The 11,686-nt window shown below is 50.1% G+C and carries 14 protein-coding genes; 10 read left to right on the forward strand and 4 right to left on the reverse strand.

Features of this window, described 5'->3' with window-relative positions; all coding sequences use genetic code 11:
- Nucleotides 1–40: 40 nt before the first annotated feature.
- Nucleotides 41–292, reverse strand: a complete 252-nt coding sequence (locus tag C3B51_RS21005) for a succinate dehydrogenase assembly factor 2 (RefSeq protein ID WP_046006778.1) — start codon at nt 290–292, stop codon at nt 41–43.
- Nucleotides 293–453: 161 nt separating this feature from the next.
- Here C3B51_RS21005 and C3B51_RS21010 point away from each other — a divergent pair, with 161 nt between their 5' ends.
- Complete coding sequence (locus C3B51_RS21010; RefSeq protein ID WP_130246292.1) at nt 454–1,371, forward strand: YgfZ/GcvT domain-containing protein; 918 nt, start codon at nt 454–456, stop codon at nt 1,369–1,371.
- 11 nt (nt 1,372–1,382) lie between these two features.
- Entirely contained in the window at nt 1,383–1,868 is a 486-nt protein-coding gene (locus tag C3B51_RS21015) for an FKBP-type peptidyl-prolyl cis-trans isomerase (protein WP_130246293.1), read from the forward strand.
- 25 nt (nt 1,869–1,893) lie between these two features.
- Here the strand turns inward: C3B51_RS21015 and C3B51_RS21020 are convergent, their stop codons facing one another.
- Genes C3B51_RS21020 through C3B51_RS21030 form a run of 3 tightly spaced genes read right to left on the reverse strand, consistent with a single transcriptional unit; the run spans nt 1,894 to nt 3,506 of the window.
- Complete coding sequence (locus C3B51_RS21020; protein WP_130246294.1) at nt 1,894–2,334, reverse strand: hypothetical protein; 441 nt, start codon at nt 2,332–2,334, stop codon at nt 1,894–1,896.
- A 12-nt stretch (nt 2,335–2,346) separates the two neighbouring features.
- Complete coding sequence (locus C3B51_RS21025; protein WP_430929850.1) at nt 2,347–3,213, reverse strand: DUF481 domain-containing protein; 867 nt, start codon at nt 3,211–3,213, stop codon at nt 2,347–2,349.
- The gene (locus C3B51_RS21030) at nt 3,189–3,506 is read right to left on the reverse strand and encodes a DUF440 family protein (protein ID WP_130246295.1); all 318 of its coding nucleotides are present in this window, start codon (nt 3,504–3,506) and stop codon (nt 3,189–3,191) included. Before C3B51_RS21030 ends, C3B51_RS21025 begins: the two co-directional genes overlap by 25 nt.
- Before the next feature lie 226 nt (nt 3,507–3,732).
- On the opposite strand from C3B51_RS21030, the gene C3B51_RS21035 reads away from it, so the two are divergent.
- The 8 genes from C3B51_RS21035 (at nt 3,733) to C3B51_RS21070 (ending at nt 11,576) form a co-directional block, all read left to right on the forward strand.
- Entirely contained in the window at nt 3,733–4,527 is a 795-nt protein-coding gene (locus C3B51_RS21035; protein WP_130246296.1) for a crotonase/enoyl-CoA hydratase family protein, read from the forward strand.
- Nucleotides 4,528–4,597: 70 nt separating this feature from the next.
- Nucleotides 4,598–4,954 carry a CidA/LrgA family protein gene (locus C3B51_RS21040; RefSeq protein ID WP_125716346.1) on the forward strand — a complete coding sequence of 119 codons (357 nt, stop codon included), beginning with the start codon at nt 4,598–4,600 and terminating at the stop codon, nt 4,952–4,954.
- Nucleotides 4,947–5,639 carry an LrgB family protein gene (locus tag C3B51_RS21045; RefSeq protein ID WP_130246297.1) on the forward strand — a complete coding sequence of 231 codons (693 nt, stop codon included), beginning with the start codon at nt 4,947–4,949 and terminating at the stop codon, nt 5,637–5,639. Before C3B51_RS21040 ends, C3B51_RS21045 begins: the two co-directional genes overlap by 8 nt.
- A gap of 73 nt (nt 5,640–5,712) precedes the next feature.
- Entirely contained in the window at nt 5,713–6,552 is an 840-nt protein-coding gene (locus tag C3B51_RS21050) for a mechanosensitive ion channel family protein (protein ID WP_125716344.1), read from the forward strand.
- A 73-nt stretch (nt 6,553–6,625) separates the two neighbouring features.
- A complete protein-coding gene (locus C3B51_RS21055) occupies nt 6,626–9,190 on the forward strand; it encodes an Ig-like domain-containing protein (RefSeq protein WP_240701940.1) in 2,565 nt (854 codons plus the stop codon).
- Nucleotides 9,191–9,333: 143 nt separating this feature from the next.
- Nucleotides 9,334–10,194 carry a glutathione-dependent disulfide-bond oxidoreductase gene (gene yghU, locus C3B51_RS21060; protein ID WP_130246298.1) on the forward strand — a complete coding sequence of 287 codons (861 nt, stop codon included), beginning with the start codon at nt 9,334–9,336 and terminating at the stop codon, nt 10,192–10,194.
- A gap of 250 nt (nt 10,195–10,444) precedes the next feature.
- A complete protein-coding gene (locus C3B51_RS21065; RefSeq protein ID WP_130246299.1) occupies nt 10,445–10,948 on the forward strand; it encodes a hypothetical protein in 504 nt (167 codons plus the stop codon).
- A gap of 16 nt (nt 10,949–10,964) precedes the next feature.
- Entirely contained in the window at nt 10,965–11,576 is a 612-nt protein-coding gene (locus C3B51_RS21070) for a superoxide dismutase (RefSeq protein WP_125716341.1), read from the forward strand.
- Nucleotides 11,577–11,686 lie beyond the last annotated feature (110 nt).

The raw sequence follows: 11,686 nt of genomic DNA on the forward strand, positions 1-11,686 counted from the left end.
AATGAATTTGTGGTCTGGTGTGTTTTGTGTAAAGTAAAAGCTAAGCGCGGACCCGGTCAAGAACGAACTTTACCATCGCATCCAGCTCGGGATAAGGACATGCCTCATGACCCATAAACCAGGCAAACAAATCGGGATCTTCAACTTCCAGTAAACGTTGAAACACCAGTTTATCCTGCTCAGATAACTGGTCATACGCTTCGTCTACGAAAGGCTCCAGTAAAATATCCAGCTCCAGCATGCCACGGCGACATGCCCATTTTGTGCGGGCTTTTGAATACAACTCAGCCATAATTTCCACATACCCCTAAAATTTGTCGTGTCGAAGCGATTATAACGTATCCTGCGATGCACGTTAACTGGGTGAATAAACAATAATCCTGCCTTTGGCGCCTATCTCAGCTGCGAGAATTACGGTAATATTAGGTAAATTCTTCAACAAGGATCAATAAGATGGCACAAGCAAATGCATATCCTCTTAGTTTACAATTGATCTCTGTAAGCGGCGCCGATAAGTTGAGTTACCTGCATGGCCAGGTCACCCAGGATCTCAATCTGCTGACGGATGATAACTTCCTGTGGGCCGGGCATTGCAGCCCCAAAGGCAAATTATGGGCAACGCTCAGGCTGAGTAAGTTAAACGACTCCTATCTGCTACTTGGCTCTCAGGCAGAAACCGACGCGTCCTGCCGTGAGTTAAAAAAATATGGCGTCTTCGCCAAGGTTGATATTGACATCACCCACCATCAGGTTATTGGTATTCTGACCGATGACATGACACACACTTGCGAGCAGCTCGGGCTCACCTTCGCTCAGGAGGCCAATGCCTGCACATTTGCTGGCAATAATAAGGCCCTGCAACTGGACAGCCAGCGACTTCTGCTGATCGTAGAGCACGGCTACACCTTGCCACAAGGCGTAGCGTTACACACCGATCCGACCCCGTTTGAGGCCGCTTCGATTCTGGCCGGCGAGCCACAGCTCGGCGAGTCCAGCATTGACGAGTATGTTCCTCAAATGGTGAACCTGCAGGCACTCGGTGCGATCAGCTTTAAAAAAGGCTGCTATACTGGTCAGGAAACGGTGGCCCGGATGCGTTACCTGGGCAAGAACAAACGTGCCTTGTATATCGTCAAGGGCCAGACTGCAGCGCATCCACAGGAATCCGAACTTGAAATACAACTGGATGGTGATAACTGGCGCCGGGCCGGTAAAGTGATCCATCAGGCCTACGACAGCACAAGTCAGGACTACTATGCGCTGGCAGTGATGGCCAACGATTTAACCGACGCATCCGTTTTGCGCGGTAAAACACACCCGGACGTGGCGCTGACTATCCAGCCACTGCCCTATTCTTTAGAAGACAATTAAGCGGAAATATTATGAAGATTGCCCCGAATACCGTTGTAAAAATGCACTACGCTGTACTGGACAACGATGACAACAGCATTGACAACACCTTTGATGATGAACCTCTGGAGTTTATCGTTGGTACGGGTTATTTGATTTCGGGCCTGGAAGATGCCTTGATGAGCAAACAAGCGGGTGACAAGTTCAGCGTCAGTGTAGAGCCACAAAATGGTTATGGCGAACGTCATGATAATCTGATGCAGGCTGTGCCAAAAAGCATGTTTGAGGAGATGGAAGTTGAAGTTGGTATGCAATTTCGTGCAACCACAGACGAAGGTGAGCAAACCGTGATTGTGATCGGCATTGAAGGTGACGATGTGATCGTTGACGGCAACCACCCGCTTGCCGGCATCACGTTAAACTTTGATGTTGAAATTCTCGACGTGCGCGAAGCCACATCCGAAGAGCTGGAGCATGGCCATGTACACAGTGAAGGCGGCTGTGGCCACCATCACTAATGCACCAATAAACACTAGAAAGCGCCTATCGGGCGCTTTTTTTTATGTCCTCAAGGGCGGCAAGTACACCAGCCTGGTCGTTCGTACCAATGCGATATTGCGTGCCATCCTCAAGCACAAATTCTATAGCTTTAAAGCCGTGTGCCGCGTACACCCAGCCATCGTGTGTGATCTTCACTCCAATACCGTGACGAAATGAGTTAGTCACGGCCGCGAACGACTGTAACTCATTTACGTTGACCGTTTTCTTCAGGATACCTGGGCCAAACCACCAGCTCACTGTCTGCTGTTGTTTATCAACTTCCAGCGTGAGCCCGTAGAACAAATAACCGATCAGAGCCAGAATCCCAATGAACCCATACAACAGTGCATTATGGCCTAACAAATAGATTGCCATAGCAACAAAGGTGGCAAACCAACCCAGAAATGCCCAAATTATCCAGGACCATTGCGTGTTTTTATACATCCGCTTCAAAACCTAATTAAAACTATAAACAAGTGTCACACCCACTTCGCTATCCGCTTTTTCCTTACCTTCTTCTGGTTGGGAATGATAGCGATAGGTGTAAGCAACTTTCATTGAAACCCCGCCCATCACCTGGCTGATCAGCGCCGTTTCGGAAAATACCCGAGCGCCGAGTCCCGATACAGACTTTTCATAACTGATATCCTGATTAAAGCGAGTTCGCTTTGATACGGTGCGCTCCCACTGTAAAGCCGCTCGTAGCAAGTGACCCCGCTCAACCCTTTGCTCACCCGGCTCTAGCTCCACCTCATCCTCGCGTCGATACATAGACAAACCCGGACCGAGATCGACGTCAACGGTATTCTTACGCCCTTCAAAAATCCGCTTGCCATAGCCAACAACGAACGTGGTGGTGTACTCGCGACCATTGAACTCATCTCGCTCATAGTCACCATATAAAAACAACGAGGTATTCTTCTCGCCGATTTTATAGTTCCCCTGCGCAGAGATGAAATATCGAGAAGCAGTTTCATCTTCGATCTTGGTTTCCGGATCAACTTCCCGGCGATATGCCCCATCGAACTTAAACTGATTGCGCCAGTACTTAAAATCCTGATAGAGGTTACTTTTAAGTTTAAATGCCGTATTGCTGGTATTGCCCCGATTAAGCAATACACCCAGCTCAACATCACCGTACAAAAATTCTCCCTCATGTAACGCGTGGATCTCTTCGTCCGATAACTCACCGTACTCATGAAAATCTTCAAATGGATCGACGGCAAGCGCCCGAGCACTGAGCAACAGCCCAGCGCAATAGAGGAAATAAATGGCGTACTTCACTGCACTGATTTCTCTTACTGCTTCCAGATAATGTGGCAAAAAGGCGCGTCCAGGTCGCGGCTAATCAGGAGCTTTGCAAAAACGGTATCACCCTGAGCGAGCTCCAGCCCCACAGTCACCTGAACGAAGTGCTCAGCTTCTGCTTCTTGTTCATAAGCGACCAGTGACTGCCAGCTGTCATCCGGGACACTGTCTTCGATAAATCCAAACTCTTCGCTGTGACTGTCGAACAGCTCAACGTCTTCGGCGGTCAGATTATCAGCGGCGAGCTCAAGGAAAATATCATAGGCTTGTTGTGATACTTCTTCTATAGAACTTAAACGTGCAGACATTACATCACCTCGTCTGTCAAAATTGAGTTGTATAGTAGCAAATTGCAAATTTACAAGGCTATGGCTTTTAGTTAGTTTGAGCAAAAATATCGTCCAAATACATGAAAAACGATATTTGACCAGCTTTGAGTGCCATCAGCAGCACTGGCACCGTTAAAGTAAATACTCTATGCTAGCCCTGAAAACCGACAAGAATAATAACGATGCGCGAAAAAAGGAAACAGATATGGTCCAGTTAGAGACAACTGACGGCATCGCCTGGGTCACCCTGGCCCGGCCCGAAAAGCAAAATGCACTGTCTTACGAGATGTTCAGACAGCTAGATAAGATCATCCGCACACTCAGGCGCGATCGCCAGTTACGCGCTGTGGTGATCCAGGGTCAGGGAGCCCATTTTTGCGCAGGCCTGGATGTCGGCGCCGTCATGAAAAAACCCCGTAATATCGTCTCGCTGCTTGGTAAATGGCTGCCCGGAAATGCCAATCTGGTACAACAGGTGGCGCTGGGTTGGCGCACTCTGCCAGTGCCGGTATTTGCCCTGGTGCGTGGTAACTGCCTGGGTGGCGGCTTGCACATCGCTTTGGGCGCTGACTATCGTATAGTTTCACCTGATGCTCAGTTCGCCATTATGGAAGCCCGTTGGGGGCTGTGTCCGGATATGAGTACCAGTGTGATGCTGCCTGGCATAGTTAATCACGATCAGGCGCTCTGGCTGGCTTCCAATCCACAACGTATTGATGCTGAACGAGCCAAGGAACTTGGGCTGGTGACAGAGGTCTGCGACGATCCGCTGGCCAATATCCAACAACGATTAAACCAACTTGCGCACGTTTCGCCGGATGCACTGGCCGCCATAAAGTGCCTTTACAATACGGCTTACCATCCGCCACAGCGTAAGCTGTTATGGCAAGAAACCTGGTTTCAGATAAAGCTGCTGCTGTCTAAAAATACCCGCACTGCTATGCACAATGGCCGCCAGCCAGACACACCCAAACCATATCGCCCGCGCAGAAAATGGTAATAAGGTCGCATTGTGAGGCGCACGGATTGCGCTCAGAATACCCACAGGCTTAATCGAAAACGTGTCTATTATGATGATAGCTCTGCGATTTATCGCATCCCTTGCGATTCTGATTGGCTGCCTCTGGGCAGCCAGACTGGCCACGGCCGCCTTTGCCCTGAGTTTGCCTGCCCCGTTACTGGGGCTCGTGCTGCTGTTTGTCTTACTCCAGGCCGGCACCATAAAAAGCGAGTACTTACTGCCCTCTTGCGCACCAGTTTTAAAGTATATGGCCGTGTTTTTTATCCCTGCAGGTGTCGGACTGATTAGCTATCTGGACATACTTGGTCAAAGCGCCTGGCTGCTGGTAAGTGTACTCATCCTGGTACCGGCACTCGGTCTGTTCCTGACAGGAAAACTGGCAAGCAAGGGCAGATACTATGATTAATATGTTGCTTGGCTGCTCAGTCACTCTGGTGTTATTTTTTGTCATGCGACGCCTAAATCAGCGCTGGCGCTCACCTGTACTGAATCCCGTATTGCTATGCATCGTGATCATCAGCGCCTGCTTACTAATAAGCGATGTTGATTATATTGACTATCGCAATGCAACAACACCAATCAGCTTTTTCCTTGAGATTGCTGTGGTGGCCCTTGCCCTGCCGCTGTACCAGCAACTCAATTCAATCAGACCTTATCTTGTCTTGATCTGTGCCTGCAGCTTTGTCGGGATCTCCAGTGCAACCCTGCTGGCGTTTTTGCTCTGTCAGTTGTTTGGCGCATCCACGGCACTGAGCGCTTCACTCATGGCTTTGTCTGTCACCACACCCATTACATTGATTGTCACGGATTCGCTGAATGGCTTGCCCGAGGTTGCCGCCATTATGGTGATTCTCATTGGCGTGCTGGGCGGCGTCTTTGGCTTGTCACTGCTTAGTTTAGCCGGCGTAACTCAGCCGCAGGCCAAAGGAATTGCGCTGGGCGTGGCCTGTCACGCAATTGGCACAGCGGCCGCGATGGAACATCACCCTGCTGCTGGTGCTTTTGCCTCCGCTGCGATGATAATCAGTGCCATGATCACCGCAAGCTGGGTGCCGGTGCTTTTTACTTTGTTACAGGGCATAATCAGCTAAACTGAAAGAAACCACTTTATCATCAACCGATAAGCTGCCACGACTTGCCGTGACAGCCACGCAGGAGCACACTGTGATAGAACAAGAAATCGCACAAATTGAACATTACTACGTGCTGATCCGAGATTACCTGGTCACTTACAGCATGCAATTATTAGGTGCGCTGGTGATCCTGCTCCTCGGCTTATGGCTGGCGAAAAAGCTCGCGAAAGCCACCGAAGCCTTGATGCTCAAGCACAATATTGACGTTACGCTGACAAACTTCATCAGTAATGTGGTCAAAGTCCTGATCATCATTATGTTTACCATTATAGCGCTCGGCAAAATAGGGATCAGTGTGACCCCCTTTGTGGCGGCAATTGGTGCGGCCTCACTGGGTGCCGGTCTGGCGGTGCAGGGCATGTTATCTAACTACGGCTCTGGGTTGGCCATCATTGCCACCCGGCCATTTGTGGTGGGCGACACCATAGCTGTTAAAGGGGTTTGCGGTCAGGTAAAAAGTATTGAACTGGGCCACACCATCCTGGTTAACGAAGAAAAAGTCGAGATAACCATTCCCAACAAGCACATCATTGGTGAAATTATGCAAAACTCCTTTGCTCACTCGCTGGTAAAAGGAGAAATAGGTATTGCTTACAGTGCCAGCGCCGAGCAGGCCATTGCGATTATTAATCGAATTCTGGCCGATCATGACGCCGTCGCAGACACGCCACAGGCTCAGGTTGGGATAGAAGCATTTGGCGACAGTGCCGTACTGATCAGCTATCGTTACTGGGTGCCAACCACGCAGATCATCGAGCATAAATTGACAATCAACGGTGCCATTTATGCCGCAATTCAGGCTGCCAATATAGAAATCCCATTCCCGCAGCGGGTTGTCACTATCAAAGAGAAGCCACCCGCAGCAGATTGATCCTGGCCATTTTTCACTCTATGCTGTCAATGTTTTGTCTACAAAACATACAACATGTAAAACGGAGTGATCTATGAACACAAGAAAGTTAATGAAGATATGCTGTGCCGCTGGGCTGCAAATGATTGCAGTACACAGCTGGGCTCAGGCCGATACCGCCAACTATGACTGTAGCGCCCTCGCCGAATGGTCCAGCTCAACGGTTTACCGCAGAGGGGATCAAGTACGTGCTCAGGCGCAAGCCTATGAAGCAAAATGGTTCAATCAAAATGAACTGCCCGCGAATAATTCAGGTACCTTTGACGTATGGCGACAACTTGGCCAATGCATCAGCGGCAACGCCCCATTGGTTACTTTGCTAAGCCCGTCAGACGGTGCTGTGCTGAACAAAAATGACAGCGCTGTTTTTTCTGCGAATGCCAGTGATCAGGATGGCGATCTTGCCCAGGTAGAGTTTTTTGTCAACGACATTAGCGTCGGTATACTGAGCCAGCCTCCTTACCAACTTACCTGGTCAGCACAGCTTGGCATGCACACGGTGAGCGCAGTGGCAGCAGACGCCAAAGGGAACCTGAGTAAACCCGCAACGGCTGACATCACTGTGCGCGATGGCAGCGGTAATGTCCCTCCGGCTCTCACCATTGAAACACCGACAAACAATCAGGCATTTAAAGTTGGCGATACCGTTAGCCTTGCAGTGGAGGTCACTGACACCGATGGCCAGGTTGTGCAGGTCGAAATGTGGCGAGATGCGCAGCGTCTGACAACACTCAACACCCCGCCTTTTCGCCATGATTTTGTAACCGTGAGCCCGGGCAGCAAGCAACTCAGAGTCATTGCACAAGACGACAAAGGCGCAACCGCCGAAGCCAATGTGACCATTCAGGTGAGCGCTGCAAGCTCTGGCGGCTGTGCGGGCCTGAGCACTTATCGTGCGGGTCAAAGCTATCAAAGTGGTGAACTGGTCGCGCATAATAATCGCAAATACCGCTGCGACATCGCGGGCTGGTGTAGCTCCAGTGCCGCGTGGGCCTATGAGCCCGGTGTGGGCCAGCACTGGCAGGACGCCTGGAGCGATTTAGGGATCTGTGCTATTGCGCCTGAGATCAGTTTTAGTCAGCCTAATGACAATGCCACTTTGCTGCTTAACCAGCCGACACAAATCGCAGTCAGTGCCTCCGATGCTGACGGGACGATTTCGCAGTTAGACTTGTACGCTGATCAAACCTTACTTAGCAGCACCGCGCAAAATGCACTGACTTTTGAGTGGACGCCAGGCAACACCGGGCCAGTTATACTCAGCGCCGTTGCAACCGACAACGAGAGCAATCAGAGCCAGCAAACCATCCAGGTTACAGTGACAGATCAGCCTTTGGTGGTTGATTTAACCGCCCCAACTTCGGGTACCCAATATGTACTGGGTAATGCGATCACTATCAAAGCTAATGCTCAGGCGCTCAGCGGTCAGATCTCTATGGTCGATTTTTATGCCAATGGGGTAAAAGTGGCTAGCGATACCCAGGCGCCTTATGAGTTTAATTACGCGCCCGCAACACTTGGACAGCTCAGCATCTATGCAACTGCGACCAGCACATCGGGAGATACCACAAACAGCCCGGCGGCCACTGTCACTGTGATTGCCCCACCGGTTGGCAAGACCCATAAACTCATAGGCTACTGGCATAACTTTGTTAATCCGGCCGGATGCCCTATTCCATTGGATCAGATCTCCGACGCCTGGGACATCATTGACATTGCCTTTGCAGAAAACGACCGCTCGTCTAACGGCACTGTGCACTTTAAACCGTTTGAGAAAGACATTCGCTCTAACTGCCCACCTATTGACCCAGCTAAATTCAAAACCGATATGCAGGCACTACAGGCCCAGGGCAAAATTTTTGTACTCAGCCTGGGTGGTGCCGAAGGTACCATTACCTTAAATACCGATGCCGATGAAGCGAATTTTGTCAGCAGCCTCACGGCCATTATTCAGGAGTGGGGATTTGACGGCCTGGATATCGACCTTGAAAGTGGCTCAAACCTGTTACACGGTTCTCAGATACAAGCCCGCCTGCCCAGAGCAATTAAGCAGATAGAGCAGAATATTGGCGGAGACATGGTCTTAACTATGGCGCCGGAGCATCCTTACGTTCATGGCGGTATGATAGCCTACTCCGGCATTTGGGGCGCATACATACCACTTATCAACGAGCTCAGAGACACCCTGGACTTACTGCATGTGCAGCTCTATAACAATGGCGGACTGCCCAACCCTTACGAGCCGGGCAGTGCACCGGAAGGCTCAGTCAATATGATGGTCGCACACGCCAAAATGCTGATTGAAGGGTTTGATCTTGCCGATGGCAGTCGCTTTATGCCGCTCAGAGATGATCAAGTCGCCATTGGCCTGCCATCCGGCCCGCAATCCGCCAATTCAGGTCAGGCACCCATTGCCAATATCATTGCAGCGCTGGACTGCCTGACTAAAGGCACGCAATGCGGCACCATTGCGCCCAGCCAGCCTTACCCGGCTTTTGGCGGTGTGATGACCTGGTCCATCAACTGGGATAAATTCGATGGCTACAACTTTTCAGTACCCGTTGGTAATAAGCTCACTGAAATGAATCAGGGGCAATAAACATCCAGCTGCGGGGTAACGGCACTCTGCTGACCGTTACCCTACTTAGGGCTTGTTCTTACCATTTGCCTCTGGCAGATCGGCATAATTAACGCTAAGGTGAGGTTTATCCGGTCAGTGCCAATGATATTCAAGGAGATCTCATGAGTAATACCCCCTACACGCCGCCCAAAGTGTGGACACATCAGTCCAGTAGCGATAATAAATGGGCCAATATTAATAGCCCGAAATCCGGTGCCAGATATGAACAGGCACTGCCCGTCGGCACGCACCCTTTGCAACTGTACTCGCTTGGAACACCAAACGGCCAAAAGGTCACCATTATGCTGGAAGAACTGCTGGCACTTGGAGTAAGCGAGGCTGAATACGATGCTTTCCTAATCAATATTGGTGAGGGTGAGCAATTCTCTTCTGGCTTTGTCGACGTTAATCCAAACTCAAAAATTCCCGCCCTGGTCGATAAATCAGGTGAAACAGAGGTCAAAGTCTTCGAATCCGCTTCTATCCTGGTTTATTTAGCGGAAAAGTTTGGCCACTTATTACCCTCGCCTGGCTCACCAAGAACAAACACTTTTAACTGGTTGTTCTGGGCACAAGGTTCAGCGCCGTTTGTCGGCGGCGGATTTGGTCACTTCTATGCTTATGCGGATGAAAAACAGGAGTACCCCATCAATCGCTTTGCCATGGAAGCCAAACGTCAGATGGATGTGCTGAATAAGCACCTTGCAGACAACACCTATGTTGCAGGCGAACAATACACCATTGCCGATATCGCCATCTGGCCCTGGTATGGCAACCTGGCACTGGGCAAACTATACGATGCCGGCGAGTTTTTACAGGTGCACGAGTATGAGCACCTGGTGCGCTGGGCTGAGCAAGTTGGCGCACGTCCTGCGGTACAACGTGGCCGGGTAGTTAACCGCACCTTTGGTGAGTCCTGGGAGCAGCTGCCTGAGCGCCACAGCGCTGCCGATATTGACGCCGTGCTGGCACTAAAAGCCTAACTATCCAGCGCGTGTCCCGCACGCGCTGATTTTCCCCCCTTCACAGAAGGTAAGCCATTCTGCTCCCCTCTCACTTTAGTCCATCAGGTGTCCAGCGATTAACTGCAAGATAGAAAGATAGAAATATAGAAATATAGAAATATAGAAACTCATAAATATAAATGACAATTATTTTCATTTGTGTTTTCATGTGTGTAATAAGCCGATTATGTGGTGTTGAACCACTGCCCATCAACAGGAGGAGCTATCTATGCTGCAATCCGAAACTGCGCCAAATTGCACTGCCGATCAATACGAACATGCACTCGCCCCCTGGCAAAAAGCAATCACCGCGGGTAACTGTGCGTTTGAAAATCAGTCATTCTATCGCGCCAGAGATCACTATCAAAGTGCCCTGTATCTGGTAAGCAATTTAATCGCGCACTTTACGCATCAGTATGATCGGCAACTTCAGGAAGAGGCGCTGATGCATTGCTGCCCGGCCCTCGTCGTTGCCGCCCATAATCTGGCCGACTGCTACCTGGCCATGACATTGCCACACAAAGCCTGTGAGCAGCTCATAGCAGTACACCAGCAGCTGGCCCAGCTCGGCGATCATGCCAACCCCCAGGTTGGATCCATTGCAATGCGCCACGGGATGAGAACGCATACGGAGTTAATGCACTTTATTGCCAACCACCAGGCACACAAAAATCTGGTCAGCTGGGCGACTTCGGTACTCAACACCCCACATTCAGCACACCCTTATCATTAATCCAAAGGAGAGAAGTATGGCATTTACACTGCCCGAATTACCTTACGCCTATGATGCGTTAGAGCCGCATATTGACAGTAAAACCATGGAGATCCACCACACCCTGCACCACCAGACCTATGTGAATAAAGCCAATGCCGCGCTTGAGGGCAGTGAATTTGCAGACCAATCCAGTATCGAATTGCTGACCAATATTCAGGATCTACCCGACGCTTTACGCGGTGCGGTGCGCGACCACGTCGGCGGTCACAACAACCATTCCCTATTTTGGGAGATCATGTCGCCGCAAGGCGGGCAATTACATCCCGGTGTGCTCTGTGACGCCATTGACAAACATTTTGGCGATTTTAACTCCTTTAAAGGCCAGTTTACCCAGGCAGCTGTCAGTCGCTTTGGCAGTGGCTGGGCATGGTTAGTCATTGATGCCCAAAAGCGTCTGCAGGTTACCAGCTCGCTGAATCAGGACAGCCCATTGATGGACGGCCTGACGCCCATTTTAGGCCTTGATGTATGGGAGCACGCCTATTATCTGAAATATCAAAATCGCAGGCCTGAGTACATTGAAGCCTTTTACAAGGTGATTAACTGGCAGGAAGTAGAGCGCCGTTTTATCGCCGCCATTGATTAATACTAATTTCACTTAATACTTGTTCCATTTGACGGATCAAATACGACGCTAACTGTGTTAAAAATTTCTTATTTAGAACGACTAAACATCAAAATTTTTGCCTGGTTATC

The sequence above is a fragment of the Pseudoalteromonas rubra genome, assembly GCF_004212645.1.
Classification (GTDB): Bacteria; Pseudomonadota; Gammaproteobacteria; order Enterobacterales; family Alteromonadaceae; genus Pseudoalteromonas; species Pseudoalteromonas rubra_G.

Excerpts from the sequence above, each read along its gene's own strand:
- C3B51_RS21070 (WP_125716341.1), top strand. The coding sequence starts at position 10,965 with ATGGCATTTACACTGCCCGAATTACCTTACGCCTATGATGCGTTAGAG.
- C3B51_RS21015 (WP_130246293.1), top strand. The coding sequence starts at position 1,383 with ATGAAGATTGCCCCGAATACCGTTGTAAAAATGCACTACGCTGTACTG.
- C3B51_RS21005 (WP_046006778.1), bottom strand. The coding sequence starts at position 292 with ATGGCTGAGTTGTATTCAAAAGCCCGCACAAAATGGGCATGTCGCCGT.
- C3B51_RS21020 (WP_130246294.1), bottom strand. The coding sequence starts at position 2,334 with ATGTATAAAAACACGCAATGGTCCTGGATAATTTGGGCATTTCTGGGT.
- C3B51_RS21055 (WP_240701940.1), top strand. The coding sequence starts at position 6,626 with ATGAACACAAGAAAGTTAATGAAGATATGCTGTGCCGCTGGGCTGCAA.
- C3B51_RS21035 (WP_130246296.1), top strand. The coding sequence starts at position 3,733 with ATGGTCCAGTTAGAGACAACTGACGGCATCGCCTGGGTCACCCTGGCC.
- C3B51_RS21010 (WP_130246292.1), top strand. The coding sequence starts at position 454 with ATGGCACAAGCAAATGCATATCCTCTTAGTTTACAATTGATCTCTGTA.
- yghU (WP_130246298.1), top strand. The coding sequence starts at position 9,334 with ATGAGTAATACCCCCTACACGCCGCCCAAAGTGTGGACACATCAGTCC.
- C3B51_RS21030 (WP_130246295.1), bottom strand. The coding sequence starts at position 3,506 with ATGTCTGCACGTTTAAGTTCTATAGAAGAAGTATCACAACAAGCCTAT.
- C3B51_RS21065 (WP_130246299.1), top strand. The coding sequence starts at position 10,445 with ATGCTGCAATCCGAAACTGCGCCAAATTGCACTGCCGATCAATACGAA.
- C3B51_RS21040 (WP_125716346.1), top strand. The coding sequence starts at position 4,598 with ATGATGATAGCTCTGCGATTTATCGCATCCCTTGCGATTCTGATTGGC.
- C3B51_RS21045 (WP_130246297.1), top strand. The coding sequence starts at position 4,947 with ATGATTAATATGTTGCTTGGCTGCTCAGTCACTCTGGTGTTATTTTTT.